24 protein-coding genes are annotated in these 25,650 nt (G+C 59.5%); 13 read left to right on the top strand and 11 right to left on the bottom strand.

Features of this window, described 5'->3' with window-relative positions; translation table 11 throughout:
* Positions 1-63: 63 nt before the first annotated feature.
* The 5 genes from msub_RS04445 to msub_RS04425 all read right to left on the bottom strand — a co-directional run bounded on the left by msub_RS04445 (position 64) and on the right by msub_RS04425 (position 4,060).
* Complete coding sequence (locus msub_RS04445; RefSeq protein WP_048494894.1) at positions 64-975, bottom strand: AAA family ATPase; 912 nt, start codon at positions 973-975, stop codon at positions 64-66.
* A 7-nt stretch (positions 976-982) separates the two neighbouring features.
* The gene (locus msub_RS04440; protein WP_048494893.1) at positions 983-1,906 is read right to left on the bottom strand and encodes a carbon-nitrogen hydrolase; all 924 of its coding nucleotides are present in this window, start codon (positions 1,904-1,906) and stop codon (positions 983-985) included.
* The gene (locus msub_RS04435; protein ID WP_082146530.1) at positions 1,903-2,955 is read right to left on the bottom strand and encodes an agmatine deiminase family protein; all 1,053 of its coding nucleotides are present in this window, start codon (positions 2,953-2,955) and stop codon (positions 1,903-1,905) included. The genes msub_RS04440 and msub_RS04435 overlap by 4 nt, the downstream gene beginning before the upstream one ends.
* 103 nt (positions 2,956-3,058) lie before the next feature.
* Complete coding sequence (locus msub_RS04430) at positions 3,059-3,364, bottom strand: hypothetical protein (RefSeq protein WP_048494891.1); 306 nt, start codon at positions 3,362-3,364, stop codon at positions 3,059-3,061.
* Between the two features lie 108 nt (positions 3,365-3,472).
* Complete coding sequence (locus tag msub_RS04425; protein ID WP_048494890.1) at positions 3,473-4,060, bottom strand: PilZ domain-containing protein; 588 nt, start codon at positions 4,058-4,060, stop codon at positions 3,473-3,475.
* 122 nt (positions 4,061-4,182) lie between these two features.
* Here msub_RS04425 and msub_RS04420 point away from each other — a divergent pair, with 122 nt between their 5' ends.
* Positions 4,183-5,424 (top strand): lipoprotein-releasing ABC transporter permease subunit, encoded by a 1,242-nt coding sequence (locus msub_RS04420; RefSeq protein ID WP_048494889.1) that lies wholly within the window; start codon positions 4,183-4,185, stop codon positions 5,422-5,424.
* Between the two features lie 13 nt (positions 5,425-5,437).
* Positions 5,438-6,127 carry an ABC transporter ATP-binding protein gene (locus msub_RS04415; RefSeq protein ID WP_048494888.1) on the top strand — a complete coding sequence of 230 codons (690 nt, stop codon included), beginning with the start codon at positions 5,438-5,440 and terminating at the stop codon, positions 6,125-6,127.
* On the opposite strand, the gene msub_RS04410 is transcribed toward msub_RS04415, so the two are convergent.
* A complete protein-coding gene (locus msub_RS04410; RefSeq protein WP_048494887.1) occupies positions 6,115-6,660 on the bottom strand; it encodes a DUF2062 domain-containing protein in 546 nt (181 codons plus the stop codon). The two genes, msub_RS04415 and msub_RS04410, sit on opposite strands and share 13 nt — an antisense overlap.
* A gap of 81 nt (positions 6,661-6,741) precedes the next feature.
* Between msub_RS04410 and msub_RS04405 the strand changes: the two genes are divergently transcribed.
* The 9 genes from msub_RS04405 (at position 6,742) to murB (ending at position 15,632) form a co-directional block, all read left to right on the top strand.
* The gene (locus tag msub_RS04405) at positions 6,742-9,165 is read left to right on the top strand and encodes a DNA internalization-related competence protein ComEC/Rec2 (protein WP_048494886.1); all 2,424 of its coding nucleotides are present in this window, start codon (positions 6,742-6,744) and stop codon (positions 9,163-9,165) included.
* A gap of 72 nt (positions 9,166-9,237) precedes the next feature.
* Positions 9,238-9,864, top strand: coding sequence for a MotA/TolQ/ExbB proton channel family protein (locus msub_RS04400; protein ID WP_048494885.1), 627 nt, complete (start codon positions 9,238-9,240; stop codon positions 9,862-9,864).
* 5 nt (positions 9,865-9,869) lie between these two features.
* Positions 9,870-10,295: an ExbD/TolR family protein gene (locus tag msub_RS04395; protein ID WP_048494884.1), complete on the top strand. Its 426-nt coding sequence runs from the start codon at positions 9,870-9,872 to the stop codon at positions 10,293-10,295.
* A complete protein-coding gene (gene msbA / locus msub_RS04390) occupies positions 10,292-12,070 on the top strand; it encodes a lipid A export permease/ATP-binding protein MsbA (RefSeq protein ID WP_048494883.1) in 1,779 nt (592 codons plus the stop codon). The genes msub_RS04395 and msbA overlap by 4 nt, the downstream gene beginning before the upstream one ends.
* Positions 12,067-13,092 (top strand): tetraacyldisaccharide 4'-kinase, encoded by a 1,026-nt coding sequence (lpxK, locus tag msub_RS04385; protein WP_048494882.1) that lies wholly within the window; start codon positions 12,067-12,069, stop codon positions 13,090-13,092. Before msbA ends, lpxK begins: the two co-directional genes overlap by 4 nt.
* Positions 13,093-13,111: 19 nt before the next feature.
* Positions 13,112-13,300, top strand: coding sequence for a Trm112 family protein (locus msub_RS04380; protein WP_048494881.1), 189 nt, complete (start codon positions 13,112-13,114; stop codon positions 13,298-13,300).
* 28 nt (positions 13,301-13,328) lie between these two features.
* A complete protein-coding gene (kdsB, locus tag msub_RS04375) occupies positions 13,329-14,123 on the top strand; it encodes a 3-deoxy-manno-octulosonate cytidylyltransferase (protein WP_048494880.1) in 795 nt (264 codons plus the stop codon).
* Positions 14,116-14,595: a low molecular weight protein-tyrosine-phosphatase gene (locus tag msub_RS04370; protein ID WP_048494879.1), complete on the top strand. Its 480-nt coding sequence runs from the start codon at positions 14,116-14,118 to the stop codon at positions 14,593-14,595. The genes kdsB and msub_RS04370 overlap by 8 nt, the downstream gene beginning before the upstream one ends.
* Positions 14,592-15,632, top strand: a complete 1,041-nt coding sequence (murB, locus tag msub_RS04365) for a UDP-N-acetylmuramate dehydrogenase (RefSeq protein WP_048494878.1) — start codon at positions 14,592-14,594, stop codon at positions 15,630-15,632. Before msub_RS04370 ends, murB begins: the two co-directional genes overlap by 4 nt.
* Before the next feature lie 56 nt (positions 15,633-15,688).
* Here murB and msub_RS04360 read toward each other — a convergent pair whose 3' ends face one another.
* Positions 15,689-17,422 carry a proline--tRNA ligase gene (locus msub_RS04360; protein ID WP_048494877.1) on the bottom strand — a complete coding sequence of 578 codons (1,734 nt, stop codon included), beginning with the start codon at positions 17,420-17,422 and terminating at the stop codon, positions 15,689-15,691.
* A gap of 181 nt (positions 17,423-17,603) precedes the next feature.
* A complete protein-coding gene (locus tag msub_RS04355) occupies positions 17,604-18,092 on the bottom strand; it encodes an Lrp/AsnC family transcriptional regulator (RefSeq protein ID WP_227506636.1) in 489 nt (162 codons plus the stop codon).
* 154 nt (positions 18,093-18,246) lie between these two features.
* Here msub_RS04355 and leuA point away from each other — a divergent pair, with 154 nt between their 5' ends.
* A complete protein-coding gene (gene leuA / locus msub_RS04350) occupies positions 18,247-19,941 on the top strand; it encodes a 2-isopropylmalate synthase (protein WP_048494875.1) in 1,695 nt (564 codons plus the stop codon).
* Between the two features lie 93 nt (positions 19,942-20,034).
* Here leuA and msub_RS04345 read toward each other — a convergent pair whose 3' ends face one another.
* From msub_RS04345 to xseA, 3 genes are all read right to left on the bottom strand, one after another.
* On the bottom strand, positions 20,035-20,244 hold the full coding sequence (locus msub_RS04345; RefSeq protein WP_048494874.1) for a cold-shock protein: 210 nt from the start codon (positions 20,242-20,244) through the stop codon (positions 20,035-20,037).
* 315 nt (positions 20,245-20,559) lie between these two features.
* Positions 20,560-22,443, bottom strand: a complete 1,884-nt coding sequence (locus msub_RS04340) for a propionyl-CoA synthetase (protein WP_319803299.1) — start codon at positions 22,441-22,443, stop codon at positions 20,560-20,562.
* A 93-nt stretch (positions 22,444-22,536) separates the two neighbouring features.
* The gene (xseA, locus tag msub_RS04335; protein ID WP_048494872.1) at positions 22,537-23,925 is read right to left on the bottom strand and encodes an exodeoxyribonuclease VII large subunit; all 1,389 of its coding nucleotides are present in this window, start codon (positions 23,923-23,925) and stop codon (positions 22,537-22,539) included.
* A gap of 201 nt (positions 23,926-24,126) precedes the next feature.
* Between xseA and guaB the strand changes: the two genes are divergently transcribed.
* Positions 24,127-25,590, top strand: a complete 1,464-nt coding sequence (gene guaB, locus msub_RS04330) for an IMP dehydrogenase (RefSeq protein ID WP_048494871.1) — start codon at positions 24,127-24,129, stop codon at positions 25,588-25,590.
* Positions 25,591-25,650: the final 60 nt, after the last annotated feature.

Below are 25,650 nucleotides of genomic sequence, written 5' to 3'. Positions count from 1 at the left end.
GCTAACATGAAAGCGGCAGTCTGCCATTTGTTTTGGGCAATTTCGCTTATAAAACCTTGCTATTTACTCAAGCACCGAAACGGTTGCCAGGAGCTGGCGCACGCGCTCGGCGCTTTTGCCGGACTCGCCCTGTTCCAGGCGGTGTTCGGCCACGGCGGGGAACACCGCCTGGATATCGTCAGGCAGTACGTGATGCCTGCCGTCCATCATGGCCCAGGCCTTGGCGGCCCGGAGCAGGCCGAGGCCGGCCCTGGGTGACAAGCCGTAGAGCAGGCCAGGCATTCTTCGGCTCTGGCCCAGGAGGCGCTGGATGTAATCCAGCAGGGCGGGACTTGCGGTCACCCGGGTTACGCCTTCCTGGAGGGTCATCAGATCGTCCCGGGAGAGCAGGGCGCCGAGTTGTTCGGTCAGCACGCGGCGGTCCTCGCCTTCCAGCAGTTCGCGCTCGGCCCTAGGGTCCGGGTAGCCAAGGCGCAGGCGCATCAGGAACCGGTCCAACTGGGATTCCGGTAACGGATAAGTACCGCCCTGTTCAATCGGGTTCTGGGTGGCGATTACGAAGAAGGGGTGGGGCAGTGGGCGGGTTTCTCCCTCAATGGACACCTGTCGCTCTTCCATGGCTTCCAGCAGCGCGCTCTGGGTGCGCGGCGATGCCCGGTTTATTTCATCGGCCAGTACGACCTGGGCGAAGATCGGGCCCGGGTGAAAAACCAGGCTGCCGGCCTGTTTGTCGTACATGGAGTAGCCCAGTACGTCGGCAGGCAGCAGGTCGTTGGTGAACTGGATGCGCTGGTAGCTGAGCCCCATCACTTTGGCCAGGGCATGGGAGAGGGTGGTCTTGCCCATGCCCGGGATGTCTTCAATGAGCAGGTGGCCGCGAGCCAGGAGCCCGCAGAGCGCCAGGCGAACCTGTTGATCCTTGCCCAGAAGTATCTGGTTCAGTTCACTGACAACGGTGTCGACCAGTTTTTTCATTCCGGGCTCAGTCCCTCACGCGCTTGAGAATATCGCCGTAGGCGTCTATACGGCGGTCTCTCAGATACGGCCAGATGCGACGAACCGATTCACTGCGGTTGCGGTCAAGGGTGACGGCCAGAATGCATTCAGAGCGGTCATCGGCCCGGGCCAGGAATTCGCCCTGGGGCCCGCAAATGAAGCTGTTGCCCCAGAAGCGAATGCCGTCGGTCTGGCCGGAAGGGTCGGGTTCGGTGCCGACGCGGTTGGGTGCGACCACCGGCAGGTTGTTGGCGACAGCGTGGCCCCGCTGTACGGTGACCCAGGCCTCCAGTTGCCGGGCCTGTTCGTCGGGATCGTCGGTGACATCCCAGCCGATCGCCGTGGGGTAGATGAGGATTTCCGCGCCGGCCAGGGCCATCAGCCGGGCAGCCTCCGGGTACCACTGGTCCCAGCACACCAGAACGCCCAGCTTGCCCACGGAGGTCTCGATGGGCGTAAAGCCGCTCCGGCCATCGTTGAACTGAGCGTCACCCGGGGTGAAGTAGAACTTCTCATAAAAGCCGGGATCATCCGGGATATGCATTTTCCGGTACAGTCCGGCCAGGGTGCCGTCCTTCTCAAACACCACGGCCGTGTTGTGATAAACCCCGTTCATCCGCCGTTCAAAGATGGAGCCCACGAGCACAATGCCAAGTTCCCGGGCCAGGTCGGCCAGTCTCTTGCTGGTCGGGCCAGGTATTGGCTCGGCCAGTTCAAAGACTGAAGTGTCCTCGGTCTGGCAGAAATACAGTGTGGCGTGGAGTTCCTGCAGGATAATCAGGCCTGCTCCGTTTGTCGCGGCTTCCCGTACCAGTTTTTCCGTGACAGCCAGGCTGGCGGCCTTATCAGGGCTGCAGGCCTGCTGGATGGCGGCGATGGCGATCTGGTTGGGCATCGGGTTGTGGCTCATGGTGTCACGACTCCTGCCGGAATCTGCATGGTTACACAGTGCAGGCTGCCATGCTGGTGAATCAGGGCCCGACAGTCAATTGGCAGGATGTCCCGGGAGGGGAAAATCCGCTTCATGACCTTAATCGCCTCTCCGTCCTGGGGAACGCCATAAACGGGCAGCAACACGGCATCGTTAATGATCAGGAAATTGGCATAGGTGGCTGGCAGGCGTTCGCCGTCTTCATCATGGATGGGGTCTGGCCAGGGCAGGGCGGTGAGCCTGTAAGGCGTGCCGTCGGGCTGGCGGAACTCCTGTAACTCCTCCTCCATGGCTGCCAGGGCGCTGTAGTGTTCGTCTGCGACATCCGGGCAGGTCACATAGCAGATGTGATCCGGGGCGCAGAAACGGGCCAGCGTATCAATATGGCTGTCGGTGTCGTCTCCGGCAAGGTAACCATGATTCAGCCAGAGAATGCGGGTGACGCCCAGAACTTCGGCAAGAAGCTGCTCGATCGCGGTGCGATCCACCGACGGATTCCTGGTAGGGGTCAACAGGCACTCGGAGGTGGTCAGCAGTGTTCCCTGACCATCGGCTTCAATGGAGCCGCCTTCCAGCACAAAGTCGACCTGATGCATCGGGGTGCTGCCGAATACCCCGGCATTGGCCAGGTGTCGGTTGAGGGCGTCGTCTTTTTCGAACGGAAACTTCCCGCCCCAGGCATTGAACCGGAAATCCAGCAGCGCCGGGCCGTCATCAGTTGCGACGGTAATCGGGCCATGATCCCTTGCCCAGGTGTCGTTTGCTGGTGCGGGAACGGTGTATACCCGGCCGGGCAAACCGTTTTCCTGGGCATAGCGGTTCAGGTCGCGGTCAAGCTCCTGCAGGCGGGCGACGTATTCGCCGCTGATAACCAGATTTTCGTAGCGCAGCACGGCCCTGGCGATGTCGAGGAAGACCGGTTCGACCTCCTCCAGGCTGTTTGCCCAGTCTGTCCCGGGGTGGGGCCAGGTCAGCATTACGGCACTCTGGGGCGCCCATTCTGCGGGCAATACGCGTCTGGTTGTCACTTCGCAGCCACCTTGAATCAAAAAAAGACGCCCTTCGGACCAACCGTCGTCTGACCGTCAGGACATTAGCAGGGAGTTTCCGGCCTTTGAGGGCCGTTATCGGCTATTGGGGATTGTGCTTGAGAACGGTATGGATTACCCGATCATTTTCGAAATACACCACAAAAGTCTGGTAGTGCCACTGGGTAATGGGCGGTTGACCAACCGGGCCCTGAATTTCCAGGGGCGCACCCCAGGTCGATCTGACCGTGTCCTGGCTTGTACCGGTGCGGGGAATGTTTGCCGGTTCCCGGTCTGCCTGGCTTCCTACCGGTACAAGAATCTCTTCGGCAACAGCGGACGCGGTGGGAAGCAGGGCAAGTGTGGTGGACAGGGCCAGTGCCCCCAGCAGGGTTCGGTTTTTGTTCATTGTTCGATCTCCATAACGACTGGTGCCCTCCAAACGATCGTTCCCGAGGACATGGATAAAGCGTAATATCCGAAAAAGATTGGTAAAAGTCACCCGTTTTTCCCCAGTCTACCCTTTTTGCCGCTGTCGGATCTGCCAACGCATCACATGACGCGCGATTTGCTGGCGGTCGCTGTCATCAATCCGTATAAACTCGGTGTGGACCCTTGCCCCACCTGCAGCGTCGGGGTGTACCTCCAGTACCCGTGCGATCGCCTGCGGCTGAAAAAGTTCGGGCGGAAGCGTCATGCGAAGGGCAAGTCGGTCCCCCGGTTGCCAGGCAGGGGTTTTGCTTGCGAACGACAGGCCGCCCTCGCTCAGGGTCGCCTCCTGCCAGTCCTCCGGTTGCAACGGATTTTGCTCAAAGGCCATAATGCGCGCAAGCGTATCCAGCTTGCCGTTCAGGGATTTGATCAGTCCGGTAAGCAGCCGGTCTCTGTCGGCAAGGCTGGCCAACTGGGATTTTACGTCCTGGTCCAGCCGCCTGAACTCTGCTTTCAGGCTTTCAAGGTGGCCGCCGTCGAAAACGTCTGAATCCGGGGGGCTATCCGGCGCCAGTTTGCGGATTTCCAGGCCGATGCGGTCGTCAATCCGGAAAAAGTCTCGGCGTTCGGATGCATCATCCGTTGGTGCGCTGGGGGTGTTGGATGGCGGCATCTCGGCTCCGGAAAACTGAAATTGTATTGATACAGAATAGTTTAGCAGTTTCCCTCTGTGCTGGAAGGTACTCGGGAAAACCAGACCACGACCGACCTGAAGGTAGCAACAGGCTCCTCTCCATGTTCAGACCCTTATCATTTTATATAGGCTTGCGGTACACGGCGGCCAAACGCCGGAATCACTTCATTTCCTTCATCTCCCTGACCTCGATGATCGGGCTGATGCTCGGTGTCGCGGTTCTGATTATTGTTCTTTCCGTGATGAACGGCTTTGACCGGGAGCTCAAACAGAGGATTCTCGGGATGGTGCCCCACGCCACGATCCAGGGCACTGGCCCGCTTGACGACTGGCGCTCGATTGATGCCCGGGTGGAGCAGCATCCCCGGGTGCTGGCAGCCGCTCCGTTTATTCAGGGCCAGGCCATGGTCACCGGTGGTGGCAATGTCCGGGGTGTCATGCTCAATGGCATTCTGCCGGAGCAGGAACGTACCGTTTCCATCATTGAAGACCATATGATCGAAGGCAGCCTTGACGACCTGGTGTCCGGTGAATTCGGCATCATTGTCGGCCGGCTGATGGCAGCCAGTCTGCGGCTCCAGGTGGGCGACAAGGTTACCGTGGTACTGCCGGAAGCGTCCATTACGCCCGCGGGCGTCCTGCCCAGGCTCAAGCGATTCACCGTGAAGGGTGTTTTCAGCGTCGGGGCGGAGCTCGATGGCAGTTACACCCTGATCCATATGGACGATGCATCGGTCCTCATGCGCACCGGTGGCAAGGCCGAAGGTATTCGCCTGCTGGTGGACGACCTGTTTGCGGCTCCCAAGGTCTCAGAGGAAGTAGCGCGGCAGCTTCCCGGGCGGTATTACGTTTCTGACTGGACCCGTACTCACGGTAACCTGTTCCAGGCCATCCGGATGGAGAAAACCATGATTGGCCTGCTGCTCATGTTCATTGTTGCTGTGGCCGCGTTCAATATCGTGTCCACCCTGGTGATGGTGGTGACTGACAAAACCGGCGATATTGCCATTCTCCGGACCATGGGCGCGACACCGGGCCGGATCATGCGGATTTTCGTTGTGCAGGGCGCAGTGATCGGTGTCTTTGGCACCCTCATAGGCACCACGCTGGGTGTGGTGGGCGCCCTCAATATCAGTGCGTTTATCTCCTGGCTGGAGGGGGTTATCGGGCACCAGTTCCTGAGTTCTGACGTTTATTTCATCAGTTACCTGCCATCGCAACTGCTATGGCAGGACGTTTTCATAATCAGCGGCGCTGGCCTTGCCATGAGTCTTCTGGCAACCATTTACCCGGCCTGGCGGGCTTCCCGGGTAGATCCGGCGGAGGCGCTTCGCTATGAGTAAGGAACAATCGGCCATGTCGGATTCACCCCTGGTGATTGACTGTCGGCAGGTGACCCGAACCTACAGTGAGGGTCCTGAAAAGCTGACCATTTTTTCGGATATTTCCCTTGAAGTGGCGCCCGGAGAAACGGTCGCCATTGTCGGCAGCAGCGGCGCCGGTAAGACCACGCTGCTCAACCTGCTGGGCGGGCTGGACAAGCCATCATCGGGCCAGATTTCCATCTGCGGCAAGGAGATTCACCGGCTTTCCGAGGGCGGTCGCGCCAGGTTCCGCAACCGTCACCTGGGCTTTGTGTATCAGTTTCACCACCTGCTACCTGAGTTTACGGCCCTGGAAAACGTCATGATGCCCTGCGTACTGGGCGGCCTGCCGGTTGCGGATGCCCGGAAGAAAGCGGATGTGCTGTTAGGTCGGGTTGGTCTTGCCGAGCGCCTGGCCCATAAACCCGGTGAACTCTCCGGCGGCGAGCGCCAGAGGGTTGCCATTGCCCGGGCACTGGTCAATGAGCCGGATTGTGTACTGATGGATGAGCCCACCGGCAACCTTGATGAGCATACCGGAGAGGGAGTCCGGTCGCTGATTGAATCCCTTCGGGATCAGTTCGGCATTGCGTTTGTGATGGTGACCCATGACATGAAAATGGCCCGGAGTCTCGGGCGAGTGCTTCGGCTGGAGCAGGGCCGGCTGATTCAGGAAGTTTGATCGGCTGCCTGATGGCGTTTCCGTCGGTTGATCTGCCGTAACCGCCAGTCAGAGCGTACCTTGCGGCGCCACAGCAACTGGATAATCAGGTACGAAAAGCAGGCCGACACAGTTGCGACAATCAGCGAGCCCAGATACAGGGGGATGCCAATGTCCATGATGCGCTCACTGATCCACGACCATGACAGTTGGAACTCGAAACTGAGAACCGGGCGGCTAAGCGCCCAGGCGCCGACTTTATAGTTGAAATAGAAAAGCGGCGGCATGGTTATCGGGTTGCTGATCCAGACCAGAACAACCGACAGCGGCAGGTTGGCGTTGAGCCAGACAGCAAAAATGGCCGCCGCGAGCATCTGGAACGGCATGGGTATAAAGCAGAACCAGACGCCGACAAGAAAGGCGCGGGCGACGCTGTGGCGATTGATATGCCAGAGGTTCGGTTCGTGAAGGATATCGCCCAGGAAGCTGAGCGACTGCATCGCTCGCACCTTCTCCGGGGTGGGCAGATAGCGTTTCATGAACTTCTTTGGCATTGGAAGCTCTGCCTTTAAAAGGAGTTAAAATGCCGGCACATCGGATGTTGCCGGTCAACATGGCATACAGGAGGACAAGGAATGTCCGAAAGTCTGAACCGTCCTTTGCGCCTGCCGGACAGGCAGAATGTCGCAGCCCCGGGCGTTTTCGCCTTCTCTTGTGGCGTTATCTTACTGTATTGGCTGTCGATCCTGCCACCTCCGGAGTGGCTGGCAGTGCCCGGAGTGCTACTTTTTTTGGCCTTTGGCCGGCGAGGGTCTGTCGGGTTCCGCCGGTTAACCGTGCTGGCATCTGGCCTTATGGTGGGGCTTTCCTTGGCGTCATGGCATGCCCGGAGCCAGCTTGCAGAAGTCTTACCGCCCGCGGCCGAAGGGAAGCCCCTGTCGGTATCCGGATACCTCTGTGACATTCCATCCCCCGGAAGCTTCAACAGCTTGCGTTTCAGCTTCTGTGTTACCCGCTGGCATAACCTGCCCGAGGTTTATGCTTCCGGTACGCGACCACCCGATCTGCTGCGACTGGCCTGGTATGGCCACGGAACAGAGACGTTGCCGGGCGCCCGTTTGCGCCTGGAGGTCAGGCTCAAGCGGCCCCACGGTACCCTGAACCCGGTGGGATTCCGATACGAAAACTGGCTGTTCCGAAAAGGCTACAGGGCCACGGGCAGTGTCCGCCGTGTTCAGGCCGACCCGACCGTGAGCTGCTCCGTGTATTGCCAGTACCGGACCATGCACCTGGCGTTGGCCGAGTGGGTGCAAGCCCGGTTCGGCGCTACCAGACATTTTGCGCTGGTTTCCTCGCTGCTGATCGGCTATCGCGGTCACATGACGCAACAGCATTGGGATGTTCTCAAGGCAACGGGCACCATTCATCTCGTCGCAATTTCTGGCCTGCATCTCGGGTTGATCGCACTGGGTGCCGGTTTTGTGTGCCGTCGGCTTCTGCTGGCGTTGCCGGTGCATTGCGTAAACGAACGCACGGGGCGGCGGCTGGTCTTTGCGGCTGTAGTGCTATGTTGCGTGCTTTACGCGCTTGCCGCCGGCTTTACCGTGCCCACGCGACGGGCGCTGGTCATGGTGATTGTGGGGGGATGGCTGATTTTACTGGCCCGACAATCGCCAGTCTGGCAATCGTATCTGATCGCTCTGGCGTTGGTCCTGGCGCTGGATCCTTTTGCACCGCTGGGCCAGGGCTTCTGGCTGTCGTTTGCCGCCGTTGCCGTGCTTATCGCCGTATTTTCGGCGCGGCTGGCAGGTAGTGGTTGGCTGGCCGGCCTCCTGGTCGCCCAGATCTCGGTATTCGCGGGATTATGGCCAGTGCTGGTGGCATTCGGCCAGGGGCAGCCGCTGGCCGGGTTGGCGGCAAACCTGATTGCCATTCCCTGGGTGTCACTGGTGGTCATGCCGCTGCTGGTGACGGGCGGCCTGATAACCGCTGCGGTTCCGGCGGCGGCCGAAGTGTTCGGGCCTGCCTTTGATCTGGTGCTGGGGCTGCTCTGGAGTGTCCTTGGCTGGCTCGCCCACTGGCAGATGCCCGAAATTGCCGCCAGTACGGAAGAGATCGCGGTTTTATCAATGCTGGCACTTTTTATGGTGTTGGCCCCGTTGACCGGGTTCCGGCTGGTGGCAGTTGTATCGGCATTATTGTGGTTGGCCTACCCCGTTACCTCGTTACCGCGGAACCTGGCAGTGGCGCGGCCGGAAATCCGCGTCTGGGATGTCGGGCAGGGCCTGTCGGTACTTGTCCGGCACGGCCGGAAAGTCCTTGTCTATGACACAGGTCCTGCCGTTCCCGGGGTGTTTTCGGCGGTGGAATCGACGCTGTTGCCAAACCTGCAGGCGGAGGGCATCCGGAGAATCGATACCCTGGTTATAAGCCATGCCGACGGTGATCATGCCGGAGGCCTTGAAAAGCTCGCGGAGGAAATTGAAATCGGCCGGATTGTGGCCGGTGAGCCCACGATCATTCAAGACCGGGTGCCGGAAGTGTCCGTTTCGCCCTGTGACCGGGCCACGGAAACCCTCGGGGCGCTGATCATCGACTACTGGCAAGCAGAGGGTGACCGCGAAGGAAACGATGCGTCCTGTGTTCTCCGGATCCATCATTCCGGGTCGCACACCGAGTGGATTCTCCCCGGCGATATTACCGGACGGGTAGAGGCCGCATACCTGGCCGCTGATACCGACTTGCCCGATGCTGACCGCCGGGTGGTCATCGCTCCCCACCATGGCAGCAGGACATCCTCTTCAGAGGCCTGGGTTCAGGGCCTGGACCCCGACTGGGTGCTCTATACCGCCGGCTATCGCCACCGTTACGGTCACCCACATCCCGTGGTAACGGCGCGCTACAGGCGTGCCGGCGCGGTACAGCTTAACACCGCCTGCTCCGGCAGTGTGCTGATGACCATTGCCGATAACCGGCTGGTGGTAAAGGAAATGCGGGATGAAGCGCCGTTCTGGATCAGCGGCCCGGGACTGGCCCGTGACCAATGTAAAATACCGTGACATTCCGGGTGTGGCCTCTACCGGTAGCTATGCTAAAGTAGCGCGGCTTGCAAACAATCAGGGAGACCAAGCGTGTTCGAGCTGTTGAAAGCTGGTGGTATTCTGATGGTGCCCATTGTCGCCTGTTCCATTCTGGCGCTCGCCATCATTCTGGAGCGTTTCTGGACCCTCCGTCCTTCCAGGGTCGCGCCGCCACAGACCATTAATGAATTGTGGCGCTGGATCAAGAAAAAAGAACTGAATGGCCGGAAGCTGAAAGCCCTGCAGGGATCTTCACCCCTGGGGCGGATTCTGGCCGGCGGCCTGATCAATGCCAAGCATGGCCGCGAAATCATGAAAGAGAGCATCGAACACGAAGCCAGCCAGGTGATCCATGATCTGGAGCGCTTCCTGAACCCGCTGGGTACCGTGGCCACCATTTCTCCCCTGCTGGGCCTCCTGGGCACCGTGATCGGCATGATCAAGGTGTTTGCCGAGATTCAGCTGGCCGGAGTCGGTAATGCGGGCAACCTGGCCGGGGGTATCTCCGAGGCACTGATCACCACGGCCGCCGGTCTGAGTGTTGCGATTCCGGCATTGATCTGCCACCGCTACTTTATCCGCAGGGTGGATGAGCTGGTGGTTGGCATGGAGCAGGAGGCCATCAAGCTGGTTGAGGTTGTACACGGGGATCGCGAAATTGATGTGGAAGGAGCCTGAACACTGTGAAGTTCAAGCGCCAGAGAAGCCAGGAAGTCGGGGTTGACCTGACACCACTGATCGACGTGGTGTTCCTGCTGCTGATTTTCTTCATGGTCTCCACCACGTTCACCCGGGAAAGTCATCTGCGGGTGGATCTGCCGGAAGCAAGCGGTGAGCCGCGAGAAGCCTCCGATGTCCGGCAGATTGATGTGGTGATCAACGCCGAAGGTCAGTACATCCTGAACGACCGCACGCTGGTCAATAACCGTCGTGAAACCCTTGAGCGTGGCGTGCGCGAGCTGGCGAAGGGGAACACTTCGATGCCGTTTATCATCACCGCAGACGCCCGCACGCCCCACGAATATGTGGTTCGTGCCATGGACGTGGCCGGCCGTCTCGGATTTTCCAAGCTGAGCATTACCACCGAGCGGGAGGCTGAGAGTCAGTGAAGGTAACCGAGCCTTTGCCTGATCCATCTGCTGTGTTGCCGGCCGGAAGCTGGGATACCTACAAGCGATTGCTGGCCTATGTGAAACCGTTCTGGGTGGCATTTTCCCTTGCGGTGGTTGGTAATATTATCTATGCCGCCGCATCGACCGGCATGGCGGCGGCCATGGAATACGTGATTGCGGCCATCGAGAATCCCACCGAGAAAAACCGCTTGCTGCTGACCCTGGTCATTGTGGGGGTGTTCGCGTTTCGTGGTCTCGGAACCTTTTTGAGCCAGTACTTCATAAGCTATGTTGGCCGCCAGGTGATCAATGCGCTGCGCAATCAGGTATTCAATCGCCTGATGACGCTTCCCTCCCGTTATTTCGACGACAATGCCTCGGGGCGACTGGTGTCAAAACTGACGTTCAATGTGGAGCAGGTGGCGGAGGCCACCACCGACGCGGTGACCATCACTCTTCGGGAGGGCCTGACCATTGTCGGCCTGCTCGGCTATATGTTGTATACCAACTGGAAACTCACCCTGATTTTCCTCGCTGTCGGCCCGCTGATTGCGGCTGTTGTGAGCTTTGCCAGTAAACGTTTCCGCAAGATCAGCCAGAGAATCCAGGGCTCCATGGGGGATATCACCCATGTCGCGTCGGAATCTATTACCGGATACCGGGTGGTTCGCGCGTTTGGCGGTGAAAATTACGAACGCCATCGGTTTCAGGAGGTTAGCAATAAAAACCTCAGGCAGAGCCTGAAGATGGCGTCCACTCAGGCGATCAGTATTCCGGTGATCCAGGTGCTGGTGGCGATAGCCATCGCAGCGCTGGTCTGGATGATGTTGGCCCCGGAGATCCGGGGTGGCATGACCACTGGCGAGCTGGTGGCTTTCATAACGGCGGCAACCACCATGGCCAAGCCGATCCGGCAGGTCACGTCGGTTCACGCCAAGATCCAGAAAGGTGTCGCGGCAGCCTACGATGTATTCGAAACCATTGATGAGCCGCCGGAGCAGGACCCGGGTACCTATTCCCCGGATCGGGTTGAAGGCAGGATCGATTTTGACCAGGTCTGTTTCCGGTACCGTGATCAACTGGATAATGTACTGGAGGGGATATCCCTGAACATCCCTGCAGGCCAGAGCGTCGCTCTGGTCGGTCGCTCCGGCAGCGGTAAATCCACGCTGGTGAGCCTGTTGCCGAGGTTCTATGAATTTACCGGTGGTGATATTCGCATCGACGGTCGTTCGTTACGGGACTTCTCGCTGAAGGCCCTGCGGGCTCAGATAGCGCTGGTGACCCAGAATGTCGTGCTGTTCAACGATACCATCGCGGCCAATATCGCTTATGGCGCGCTCCGGAATTGCAGCCGGGAAGACATCCGTGAGGCCGCAGCCAAGGCCCATGCGCTGGAGTTCATCGATCGCATGCCTCAGGGCCTGGATACCATGATCGGAGATAATGGTGTGATGTTGTCCGGCGGCCAGCGCCAGAGGCTCGCAATTGCCCGGGCATTGCTCAAGAATGCGCCGATCCTGATTCTGGACGAGGCAACCTCTGCGCTGGATACCGAATCCGAGCGGCACATCCAGGATGCCCTGGAATCCGTAATGCAGGGGCGCACCACACTGGTGATCGCGCACCGGCTGTCAACCATCGAAAAGGCCGACCGGATACTGGTGATGGACAACGGCCGGATTGCCGAATCCGGCCGTCACGAGGAACTTCTTGCTGCCGGTGGCGCCTACGCGCAATTGCACCAGATGCAGTTCAGCGAACAGCCATGAGTTCACTGATAGATCGTCTCTGGTACGGCGACCGTCGTCCACTCTGGTTCCTGGCGCCGTTAGCCTGGCTGTACCGCAACATAGCAGAAGCTCGACGCCGAGCCGCCTGGGAGGCCCATGATATGGCCCTGCCGGTTCCGGTGGTCGTGGTTGGTAACATAACGGCCGGTGGAACCGGAAAATCCCCCCTGACAGCCTGGCTGGTCGCTGAGCTGGTCGGCGCCGGCTGGCGGCCGGTGATCCTCAGTCGCGGGTATGGCGGCAAGGCCGACAACTACCCCATGGAGGTCAATGCCGGCAGCAGTGCCATTGAGGCTGGCGACGAGCCGGTGATGCTGGCTGCCAGCACCGGGTGCCCGGTTGTTGTCGACCCGCAGCGCCGGCGTGCGGCTGGTTATGCGCTGGACAGGAAACTCGGCAACCTGCTTGTCTGCGACGACGGCCTGCAGCACTACAAGCTGCCACGGGATGTGGAGTTGTCGGTGTTTGATGCCCGCAGGGGTATCGGCAATGGTGCCCTGATTCCGGTCGGGCCCTTGCGGGAACCGGTGTCGAGGCTTTCCTCCGTGGATTTTGTTATTGTAAACGGTGCGGATTTTGCGCCCGAGGTCATGGAGAGTTTTGAGGGTATCGATCACCCTGCCATCTATTCCATGGTCCTTGAGCCCGGACGTCTGATTCATCTGGCGACGGGTGAGCAGAAACCACTGTCCGGCTTGAGAGGGCAGGCGGTCAGGGCGGTTGCAGGGATCGGTAATCCGTCCCGGTTTTTCGATACACTGAGGAATCTGGGGGCCGAGGTCACCGAGGTGGCGTTTCCGGATCACCACCGTTTCCGCCCATCAGACCTGAGCGCCGGCCACGATGAGATGATCGTGATGACTGCAAAGGATGCGGTGAAGTGCCGAGGCTTTGCACCAGACAATGCCTGGACCCTGACGGTGAATGCCCGACTGCCAGACGGCTTCCGGGACGCTTTTCTGGAGCGGATTCAGCAGTGCTCCGAACAGTTAACCTCCTGACATCGAGCGAGTAAGTACCATGGATAAGAAATTGTTGGCGATACTGGCCTGTCCGGTCTGCAAGGGCGATCTGAAGCTTAACGATGACCGAACCGAGCTGGTCTGTTACCAGGATGCCATGGCGTTCCCGATCCGGGAGGGAATCCCGGTGATGCTGGCCAGCGAAGCCCGCACTCTCTCCACCGACGAACGCCTGCACAAGCGTTAAATTCAAGGGTTTTCAGGGTAGTTCTGCCATGTCATTTACGGTTGTGATTCCGGCCCGCTATGCATCCAGCCGGCTCCCGGGGAAGCCACTCGCGGAAATCGCCGGGAAGCCCATGATCCAGCATGTATGCGAGCGTGCCGGCGAAAGCCGCGCGGATCGCGTGGTGGTGGCCACCGATGATGAACGCATCCAGCGGGTGTGTAAGGCGTTTGGGGCGGAAGTGGTGATGACGTCACCCAACCACGCCAGCGGCACTGACCGACTGGAAGAGGTGGCACGCAAGCTCGGTTTTGAGCCGGATCACCGGGTGGTCAATGTACAGGGCGACGAGCCCCTTATTCCCCCGGACCTGATTAACCAGGTGGCTGATAATCTGGAATTTTTCCCGGAAGCGGCCATCGCGACCCTGTGTGAGCGGATTCATGATCCGGAGCAGGTTTTCAATCCGAATGTGGTCAAGGTGGTGTTTGATCATCAGGGTATGGCGCACTATTTCAGCCGTGCGCCGATCCCCTGGGCCCGGGACCATTGGCAGAACGGCACACCGTTGAGCGCCGTTGACGTTTCCCTGCCTGATAACATCGGTTACTTCCGGCATATTGGAATTTACGGTTACCGGGTGTCGGTACTGGGGCAGTTTGTCGGTTGGGCGCCGGCGCCTACCGAGATCACCGAATCCCTGGAGCAACTACGCGCCCTGTACAACGGCGCGCGAATCCACGTGGATGTGGCCTCGGTCAATCCGCCGGCCGGTGTCGACACCGAAAGCGACCTGCAGCGGGTAAGGCAGTGGCTGGAACGGGAGGGCGAAGGCCATGGCTGAACCGGTGAGGGTGCTTTTCGTGTGCCTGGGCAATATCTGCCGCTCACCCACAGCGGAAGGTGTCTTTCGTGCCCAGGTTGAGGCGGCCGACCTGGCCGAACAGGTCCAGATCGATTCCTGTGGTACCGGGCACTGGCACATCGGCAAAAGCCCGGATGCCCGGGCCCAGGAGGCGGCCAGCCGGCGCGGCATTGATATCAGCGGTTTGCGGGCCCGGCAGTTCAGTCCTGAAGATCTGGACAGCTTTGATTATGTGTTGGTGATGGACCGCCAGAATCTTGCCGATATCAAGGATATCTGGCATCAGAACGGCGGCACGCGGCCCGCATTATTCCTCGATTACGGTCGTTCGAAGCACGATGAGGTGCCGGATCCCTATTACGGGGGCGCAGACGGTTTCGAGCGGGTACTGGATCTGATTCGTGATGCTGGCGAGGGCTTGTTGGCCGATATCCGGGGGCGTCTGGCTTGAGGCAGGATCCGGAGATCCGGGAAAACGTCGAGCTGGAGGCAATGAATACCCTTCGCGTGCGTGCCCGGGCGGCGTATTATGCCGAGGTCAAAAGTGCCTCCGAGCTGATCAGAGCCCTGGACTGGGCAAGGGAACTGAAACACGAGACTCTGGTTCTTGGTGGTGGCAGCAACCTGGTGTTTGCCGGCGATTTTCCCGGGCTGGTTATTCGCATGGCCATTCGGGGGCGCCGCTGGGAGCATATTGTTGATCACCAGGCCACGCTGGTTCTGGGCGCCGGAGAGAACTGGCATGAGGCGGTCCTTTATGCTGGCCGGGCCGGCTATCGCGGCATCGAGAACCTGGCGTTGATTCCGGGTACCGCCGGGGCGGCTCCGGTTCAGAACATCGGTGCCTACGGTGTTGAGCTGTGTGATTGCCTGGAGTCAGTCACCGCACTGGATCGCACCACCGGAGAGCTGGTAACCCTCAACAATTCCGAATGCCGGTTTGCCTATCGCGACAGCCTTTTCAAGCACATGCCCGGTCGTTTCGTGATCACCAACATCCGCTTGGCGCTTTCCCGGAACAGGCCTCTGGCATTGGGCTACCGTGATCTTCAGGAGTACCTCGGCGGCGCGCAGGACTCTGCTCTGGAACCGCTGGCGGTGGCCGAGGCAGTCATGGCCATCCGCCGGCGAAAGTTGCCGGATCCCGCGATCATTCCCAATGCCGGCAGTTTCTTCAAGAATCCGGTGGTGGAGAAGGCCCGGTTTGATGCGCTGAAGGACCGGTATCCGGATATTGTTGGTTATCCTCAGGAGCAGGGTGTCAAACTGGCGGCGGCCTGGCTGATCGACCAGTGCGGCTGGAAAGGGTTCCGCAACGCCCGGGTGGGCGTCCACAACCGGCAGGCCCTGGTTCTGATCAATCACTCTGGCGGCAATGGTGAAGACATTCTGGTGCTGGCGGAGGAGATCCGGAAATCCGTGGAGCAGCGCTTCCGGGTTACTCTGGAGATGGAACCCGGCATTGTTGCCGGGTCGACCAGCCCCTGACGGCACATAATCGAAAGTGCCGCCAGAGTGTCAGCCTGCCGAAAGGCGGGCCGGGCTTAAAGCCCTTTCCGGGGCGAGGCGTTAACCAGGAAGGGTAGCGCTTCAGCCACGGGCACGTCCTGTTTTTCCTCATCCCGGCGGCCCTTGTATTCAAGGGTGCCAGCCGCGAGGCCACGCTCGGAAATCACAAACCGGTGCGGAATGCCGATCAGTTCCATGTCGGCAAACTTCACGCCCGGGCGCTCGTTCCGGTCATCCAGCAGAACGTCGTAACCTGCCTGGCGCAGTTGCTCGTAGAGCTTCTCACCGGCTTCGGCCACGATAGGTGACTTGTGAGCATTGAGCGTTACGATAGCCACCTGGAAAGGCGCAATGGCGTCTGGCCAGATAATGCCCTTGTCGTCGTGGTTCTGCTCGATGGACGCCGCGACAATCCGCGACACGCCGATACCGTAGCAGCCCATGTCCATGATCGCGCTCTTGCCGTTCTCATCCAGAACGGTTGCATTCATGGCGGTACTATACTTGTTGCCCAGTTTGAAGATGTGTCCGACTTCAATGCCGCGGCGGATTTCCAGCGTGCCCTTGCCGTCCGGGCTGCGGTCACCCTCCACCACATTGCGAAGGTCTTCAACCCGCGCCAGCGGAACGTCCCTTTCCCAGTTCACGCCGGTCAGGTGGTAACCCTCGCGGTTGGCACCGCAGACGAAGTCGGCCAGGTGCGCAGCACTTCGGTCGACAATCACCGGCACATTCAGGCGGACGGGACCAATGGAGCCAGCCTTGCAGCCGATTGTCTGCTCGATTTCTTCGTCCGTCGCCATGGTCAGTGGCTCCGCCACGCCTGCGAGGTTCTCGGCCTTGATGTCATTCAGGGTGTGGTCGCCCCGAAGGATCAGTGCGACCAGACCCGAGCGACCCTCGTCATCGGCTTCGCCTTTGACCAGAAGGGTCTTGACGGTGCGTGTGGCATCGATGTTCAGGAAGGCGGAGATGGCTTCAATGGTTCTCTGGTCGGGTGTGGCAACCTCCTTCATTTCCTCGGCGGGAGCCGGACGCTCGCCCGCCGGCGCCACTGCTTCTGCCTTCTCGATGTTGGCGGCATAGTCACTGTCGGTACTGAACACGATGTCGTCTTCGCCGGAGGAGGCAAGCACGTGGAATTCGTGGGAGGCGCTGCCGCCAATGGCACCCGAGTCGGCCTGCACCGGGCGATAATCCAGCCCGAGGCGGTCGAAGATCGCGCAGTAGGTGCGGTGCATCAACTGGTAGGTTTCATCCAGGGATTCGGCATTGATGTGGAAGGAGTAGGCATCCTTCATGATGAATTCCCGGGCCCGCATCACACCGAACCGGGGGCGACGCTCGTCCCGGAACTTGGTCTGGATCTGATAGAAATTGGCGGGCAGTTCCTTGTAACTGCTCAGCTCGTTGCGAACCAGGTCGGTGATGACCTCTTCGTGGGTCGGGCCGAAACAGAAATCCCGGCCATGGCGGTCTTTCATCCGGAGCAGTTCGCCGCCATACTGGGTCCAGCGGCCGGATTCCTGCCAAAGCTCTGCAGGCTGGACCGCCGGCATCAACACTTCCTGGGCACCGCTTTTATCCATCTCTTCACGAACAATCCGTTCAACCTTGCGCAGGGTCCGCAGCCCCATTGGCAACCAGGTGTACAACCCGGCAGCCAGCTTGCGGATCATGCCAGCACGCAACATCAGCTGGTGACTGATGATTTCCGCGTCGGCGGGGGTCTCTTTCTGGGTGGCAATCAGGTAACGGCTTGCTCGCATCGTCTCTTCCGTTTGTCAGAAATCTGGAGTGTTGGTCTAAAGGACAGATGGCGGGTCGGGCCGCCACAGGTTCTCTTTGTCGTAAACTACGCGTTATTGTACGGAGCCTGCTGCACAAGGTACAGATGATGGCTGGCGAATCTGAGGCTGTTGCGCTGGGCGCGCGAACCGGTTTCCTGGTTCAGGACAGGTAGCCAAGGGGCAGGGCGGTACTGTCCAGCACCCGCCGGAGCACAAAGCTTGAATGCACACCGCTGACCCCCTGAATCCGGGTGATCCGGTTGAGCAGGAAGTGGTGGTAGTGATCCATGTCCGGGACCACCACCTTTAGCATGTAGTCCGCATCCTGGCCGGTGATCAGGTAACACTCCTGCACCTCCGGGTATTCGGCCACCTCCTCTTCGAACGCGGCAAAGCGCTCGGGTGTGTGGCGGTCCATCCCGATCAGGATGATCGCCGTTAATGACAGGCCCAGTTTTTTGTGGTCGAGAATGGTCACCGTCCTGACGATAACCCCAGCGTCTTCCAGGGCCCGAACACGGCGCAGGCAGGGCGAGGGGGAAAGTCCGACTTTTTCCGCAAGTTCCTGGTTGGTCAGGGCGCCATCCTGCTGGATCTGTTCGAGAATCCGGCGGTCGGTTTTGTCAATTTTGATAAGGTCTTTCTGCATTGAAGGCATAAAATTCCACAAACAGGAATTAATGGGCAATTAAAGGATAAAAACTACGCCTTTGTGCCAAACTTCGCAATCAAATTCCAGCGTTGTCGCGTTATCCTGTCAACCATTGAGAAATTCATTCCCGAAACCGCAAGGAAAGACACCCATGGCTTTCGATCATCGCAAATACGTTGCGTTCAAACCTGTTGGCAAAACCGATCGTCGCTGGCCGGATAAGGTCATCGCGAAAGCACCCGTATGGTGTGCGGTAGATCTTCGGGACGGCAATCAGGCGCTGGTCAAGCCCATGTCAGTTGCCCAGAAGCAACGTCTGTTCGATTTGCTGGTCAAGCTGGGGTTCAAGGAAATCGAAATCGGCTTTCCCGCAGCCAGCCAGCCGGACTTTGATTTCTGTCGCAAACTCATCGAGGAAAACCGCATTCCCGAGGATGTGAAAATCCAGGTGCTGACCCAGGCCCGGCCGGAGCTGATCGAGCGAACCTACGAAGCACTGGCGGGCGCCCGCAAGGCGATCGTGCATGTCTACAACTCCACCTCTACCGTACAACGGGAGCAGGTCTTCGGGCTGGACCGTGATGGCATTCGTGATATTGCGGTCAACGGCGCCAGGTTGGTCCGTGACATCGCAGCCCGTCATCCGGAAACCGAATGGACGTTCCAGTATTCACCGGAGAGCTTTACCGGGACCGAGCTGGATTTCGCGGCCGAGGTTATTGATGCCGTGAGCGACGTCTGGCGCCCGGATCAGGGTCAGCCGATGATTATCAACCTCCCGGCGACCGTGGAAATGGCAACGCCCAACGTATTTGCCGATCAGATCGAATGGATCTGCGATCACATCAAGCGCCGTGAGCACATCAGCATCAGCGTGCATACTCACAACGACCGGGGCTGCGCCGTGGCGGCAGCCGAACTGGCGGTCATGGCCGGTGCCGACCGGGTTGAGGGCACCCTGATGGGTAATGGCGAGCGCACCGGCAACATGGATCTGGTGACCATGGCCATGAACCTTTACTCCCAAGGGATCGATCCGACGCTGGATCTCTCCGGTATGGCGGAGATCAGCGAGGTGGTCGAAGCCTGTACTGAAATCTCCACGCATCCCCGCCACCCTTACGCCGGCGAGCTGGTGTTCACCGCATTCTCCGGCAGTCACCAGGATGCCATCCGCAAGTGCCTGGCGCGCAGAACGGAAGGGGAAGTCTGGAATGTTGCCTACCTGCCCATCGATCCGTTCGATGTTGGCCGCCGTTACGAAGAGGTGGTGCGCATTAACAGCCAGTCCGGCAAGGGCGGTGTCGCTTACGTGCTGGAGCGGGATTACAACATCAGCCTGCCGCGCTGGTTGCAGATCGAGTTCAGCAAGCTGGTGCAGCGGGAGGCAGAAACCAATGGTGGTGAAATCGATTCACTGACCATTCACCGATTGTTCGAGGACCGTTATCTGAAGGTTCATGCAGACTGGGCATTGCGCTCCTACGATCTGCATCGGGACGAAGACGGTGTTCGTGCCGACGTCTCGGTTGGTGGTGATGAGGCGCCGGTTCGTCTGGAAGGCCGCGGTCTCGGTGCCGTGGAAGCGGTTTCCGATGCCCTGGAAGCCCGGTTTGGTATTGCCATTGCCGTGGAGGCATACGACGAGTTTGCCCTGGGCGAGGGCACCAATGCCAATGCCCTGGCCTGCATCCGCCTGACCGCGAATGGCCGGCACTGCAGCGCCGCGGCACTGGCCGAAGATACCACGTCTGCGACACTGCAGGCGCTGTTCTCGGCCGTCGCGCAGGCGGTGGGTTTCGACATGCCTCAGCCGGCGAGGAACGCTGAGATTGCCGGCGCCTGAGGAGCCTGGCGCCCTGAACGACACAAGCCGGCACGGATGCCGGCTTGTTGATTTTCCGATGCCCGTGAGGGGCAAAGGACGGAGCGTGAACCCTCAGACCGGGGTTACGTTTTCCGCCTGGGGGCCTTTCGGGCCCTGGGTAACGGTGAACTGTACCTGCTGGCCTTCGGTCAGGGTACGGAAACCGCTTGAGTTGATTGCACTGTAGTGAACAAACACGTCACTGCCACCGTCCTGAGCGATGAAACCAAAGCCTTTGGACTCGTTAAACCACTTAACGTGGCCAGTTTTAGTATCGGACATTGATCTTTCCTGTCTTTCTGTAATTTGCCCTCACGGGACCTTCAAATTCCATATGGAACCGGCGCTGAGAAATCCAGAGAGTACTGAGGAAAGGGGCAACGAAGAGCACTTCGGCAGGACGTTGAAACGCATTCACCAAATACCGCTGTATTTTCACAGCAAATTCAGTATAGACCGAGTTTGGGGGGCGTCAACGAAATTTTTAACCTTTATTTAAGCTTTTAAAATGCTTAAAAACAAGAGGTTATAAGTTTTCATGCAAAAACCACCGTCCCCGGCTTGACCGGGAACGGGTTTCGGTGGTGGCAGATCGGGTCAGCGGCGGAAGCGCTCGCTGATTTCCTCCAGTATCGCGGGATCGTCAATGGTGCTGGGTACGGCGTATTTCTCGCCATCGGCAATCTGCCGGATTACCCTACGCAGGATCTTGCCAGACCGGGTTTTCGGCAGACGGTCGACCACCAGGGCACGGCGGAAACAGGCGATAGCACCAATCTTGTCGCGTACCATTTCCACCAGCTCGTCTTCAAGCTCATCGTGGTCAATGGTTGCGCCGTCCTTGATCAGCACGAGGCCAATGGGGATCTGGCCCTTCATCTCATCGGCGGCGCCAACCACGCAGCATTCGGCAATGGCCGGATGGGACGCCACCACTTCTTCCATTTCGCCGGTGGATAGCCGGTGGCCGGCAACATTGATCACATCATCCGTGCGCCCCATGACAAAGACGTAGCCGTCGTCATCGATAAAACCGCCGTCACCGGAGCTGTAAAACCCGGGAATGGGCTCCAGATAAGTCTTTCTGAAGCGCTCGTCGTCGCCCCATACGGTCATCATGCAGCCCGGTGGCAGTGGCAGTTTTACAGCAATCTGCCCCTGTTCTCCGGCCGGCATCTGGCTGCCGTTGCGCTCCACCACTTGCACGTTGTAGCCCGGGGAGGGGACCGTTGCCGAGCCCGGCTTTGTGGCCATCATCTCGATGCCGACCGGGTTGCAACAGATCGCCCAGCCGGTTTCGGTCTGCCACCAGTGATCGAGAACCGGCAGGCCGGTGTGCTCCTTCAGCCACTCGTAGGTGGCCGGGTCCAGGCGCTCACCGGCCAGAAACAGGCGTTTGAGTGAGCTGATGTCATAGCGCGAGAGTTGGTCCGCCTCGGGGTCTTCCTTGCGGACTGCCCGGAAGGCGGTAGGCGCGGTAAACAGCATGTTGACCTTGTGATCCTGAACTACCCGCCAGAAAGCGCCGGCATCCGGCGTTTTTACCGGTTTGCCTTCGTAGAGTATGGTCGTGCACCCGGCAAACAGCGGGGCGTAAACGATATAGCTGTGGCCAACCACCCAGCCTACGTCCGAAGCCGCCCAGTAAACGTCGCCCGGCCTGGCGTTATAGACCAGCTTCATGCTGTAGTTCAGGGCCACGGCATGGCCGCCATTATCCCTGACCACGCCTTTGGGCTTGCCGGTGGTGCCGGAGGTGTAAAGTATGTAGAGCGGGTCGGTGGATTTGACCGGAACCGGGGCGGCCGGTTCGGCGGCAGCCATCAGCTCGTTCCAGTCATGATCCCGGCCTGGGTGAAGGTCGGCCTTCACCTGGGGCCGCTGGTAAACAATGCAGGTCTCGGGTTTGTGGCTGGCCTGCTCGATGGCCTTGTTGACCAGCGGTTTGTATTCGATAACACGGCTAACCTCAATACCGCAGGAGGCCGTGATCACGGCCTTGGGTGTTGCGTCGTCAATGCGGACAGCCAGTTCGTGGGCAGCAAATCCGCCGAACACCACGGAATGAATGGCCCCGATACGTGCGCACCCCAGCATGGCTATGACGGCTTCCGGAATCATCGGCATGTAGATGATGACCCGGTCACCCCTGGCGATGCCGCGCTCTTTCAGGGCGCCTGCAAAGCGGGCCACTTCATCTGTCAGCTCATTGTAGGTGTAGGAGCGCCGGGTGTCGGTAACCGGTGAGTCGTAGATCAGGGCTTTCTGATCGCCGCGACCAGCCCGGATGTTGGCGTCCAGGGCAACGTCGGAGGTATTCAGTATGCCGTCGGGGAACCACTGGCCGTGGCCATTATCGGTTGGCTGCCAGATGGTTTTGGGCGGTTCGATCCAGTCAATGTTTTCCGCCTGTTCACGCCAGAAATCGTCCGGTTTGTCGATCGACCGCCGGAATTCTGAGTGATAGTCCATAGATTCCACCTCATCGTGCCTGTTGTTGTTCTAATGCGCTTCCTGACAACTTTAGGCCGTTTGAGAACATGGACTAGTAGACCATTGGCTTAGTTTGGGGAGTTAGGGGCCGCTTTCATCCGTTGATTTGACCGAGGTCACCCTTGCCGTCACTTCACCCCTGGCCACACGTGCAGAAACGGTCTCGCCGGGGCTGACTCTGGCCGCTTCCCGGATGATATTGCCATTGCCATCCTTGACGATGGCATAGCCCCGGCCCAGCGTAGCCAGAGGGCTCATGATGTTGAGCGACTGCGCGGCGTGTTCGAGCTTTTCCTGCCGGTAGCTGAGACCTCGTTGCATCGCCGCGACCAGTCGCTCGGATGTGCGCGCCACCATGTCCCGGCTTTGTGACAGCCTCCGCTGAGGTGACTGCATAGCCAGCCTCTGTTCCAGGTGGTCGCCCCTCACGGAAACCGTGCTGAGCCGCTGTCGGATCGCTTTCTCCAGTCGCAGTTCCAGTTCATCCAGTCGTTGGTTTTTTTCCAGTAATTCCCGTCTGGGGTCCCGAAGCCGTGCAGTGAGGTGCCCGAGTTGGGTGCCGAAACGTTTCAGGGCCACCCCTGCCGCGCTGAAAAGCCGTAGCTCCCGTTCCCGGAGCTGTTTCAGCCAGGCGGACTGGTCCGGAGAGATTTTTTCGGCGGCGGCGGAGGGCGTGGGGGCTCGCAGGTCGGCCACGAAATCGGCAATGGTCACATCCACCTCGTGGCCAACCGCGCTCACGGTCGGGATCTTGCAGGCCGCAATGGCCCGGGCCACGGCCTCCTCATTGAAGCACCAGAGATCCTCCAGGGAGCCACCCCCGCGGCCGATAATCAGTACATCTGCAGCGCCATGGGCCTGGGCCCGCTCAATGGCGCGGACGATATCGGCGGTTGCGGCCTTGCCCTGAACCGCGGTTGGATAAAGCGTAACCGGAATGGCCGGGCAGCGTCGTGCCAGCACGGTGAGAATGTCGTGAATGGCGGCACCGGTAGGCGATGTCACCACACCAATATGCCCCGGCAATGAGGGAATGGTTTTTTTCCGGGCGTTATCGAACAGGCCTTCGGCCAGGAGTTTGCGCTTGAGCGCATCGAAGGCCTGCTGCAGTTCACCAAGCCCCGCCGGTTCGATGTGCTCGACGATGATCTGGAAGTCGCCCCGGTTCTCATAGAGAGTCACTTTGCCCCGGATGCGCACCTGGTCGCCTTCTTTCGGGAGCGTGCGGATATGCTGGTTCATCCCGCGGAACATGGCGCAGCGGATCTGGCATTTGCGATCCTTGAGGGAAAAGTACCAGTGGCCGGAGGAGGGGCGTGAGAAACCGGACAGTTCACCCTCCACCCACACCTGCATGAAACTGGACTCCAGCAGATGCCTGGCCTGGTGATTGAGCTCGCTGACGCTGAGGGCCCGGGGGCGGGTGTCCTGAAGGGAGGATGTCACCGGTCTGACTCCGTCGTTATCCATACGCAATAGCCGAAATGATCGAAAAGTGGGAGGGTAAAAATAGCGAAATTTCAAAAAGATGCAATCAAACGTTAAAAACGGCGTGGTTTACTGTCCCCGAGTGCCCCTTTATAATAGATCGATTAAGGATTTTGCTTTGCTGTACCGCCGCGGGTACAGCACGGAAATTCCCAACTTAGCACGTTCAAAAGGCGGATCCCAATGCTGCGAATTGCCGAAGAAGCCCTCACATTTGATGACGTTCTGCTGGTCCCCGGATATTCAGAAGTTCTGCCTCACCAGGTCAGCCTGCAGACTCGGTTGACCAAGACGATCACTCTGAACATTCCGCTTGTGTCGGCCGCCATGGACACCGTCACCGATGCTGACCTGGCCATTGCCATGGCTCAGGAAGGCGGGATTGGCATCATGCACAAGAACATGACCGTTGAGCAGCAGGCAGCGGCGGTTCGCAAGGTCAAGAAGTTCGAAAGCGGTGTGGTGAAAGATCCGATTACGGTTACGCGGGATACCACCGTTCGTGAGCTTGTTGACATTACCATGGCAAACAACATCTCTGGCCTGCCGGTTGTAGATGGCCGCGATCTGGTTGGCATCGTTACCGGCCGCGACATCCGTTTTGAAAGCCGGATGGACACCCCGGTCCAGGACATCATGACGCCGAAGGAGAAGCTGGTTACGGTGAAAGAGGGCGCCAGCCTGGACGACGTCAAAGAGTTGCTGCACCGCCATCGCATCGAAAAGGTGTTGGTGGTAAACGACGATTTCGAGCTGCGCGGGCTTATTACCGTCAAGGACATCCAGAAGGCCAAGGACTACCCGTTGGCCTGCAAAGACGACCAGGGCCGTTTGCGGGTTGGCGCTGCTGTCAGTACCGGAGGCGATACCGAGGCCCGGATTACTGCGCTGGCTGAAGCCGGTGTCGATGTCATTGTAGTTGATACCGCTCACGGCCATTCCCGGGGCGTGATCGAGCGTGTGCGCTGGGTCAAGCAGAACTTCCCGGAAGTCCAGGTGATCGGTGGCAACATCGCGACCTCACACGCAGCCCTGGCCCTGGCAGATGCCGGCGCGGACGCGGTGAAGGTTGGTATTGGCCCTGGTTCGATCTGTACCACCCGAATCGTTGCCGGTATTGGCGTACCCCAGATTTCCGCAGTGTCGAACGTTGCGGCGGCATTGAAAGAACGCGGAGTGCCGCTGATTGCTGACGGCGGCATTCGGTTCTCCGGCGATATCGCCAAAGCGATTGCTGCCGGCGCCCACTGCGTCATGATCGGCAGTCTGCTGGCAGGAACCGACGAAGCGCCCGGCGAGGTAGAGCTGTTCCAGGGCCGCAGCTACAAGGCCTACCGTGGCATGGGATCAATCGGTGCCATGGGGCAGGGCTCCAGTGACCGTTACTTCCAGGATGCCAGCAAAGGCATTGAGAAGCTGGTGCCGGAAGGCATTGAAGGTCGTGTCGCCTGCAAGGGGCCCATGCGCAATATTGTGCACCAACTGGTAGGGGGCCTTCGTGCGGCTATGGGCTACACCGGTAGTGCTACCATGGAAGAGATGCGCACCAAACCGGAATTTGTGCGCATCACCAACGCGGGCATGCGTGAGAGCCACGTGCACGATGTCACCATCACCAAAGAAGCGCCTAACTACCGTATCGGTTAATCATTGCCTGACCAGACGCGGCTCCCCTGAGGGCCGCGTTGTTCATTTAGCTCCGAGGAC

The sequence above is a fragment of the Marinobacter subterrani genome, from assembly GCF_001045555.1.
In the GTDB taxonomy this organism is placed as follows: domain Bacteria; phylum Pseudomonadota; class Gammaproteobacteria; order Pseudomonadales; family Oleiphilaceae; genus Marinobacter; species Marinobacter subterrani.
This window is presented reverse-complemented; position numbering and strand designations above follow the sequence as displayed.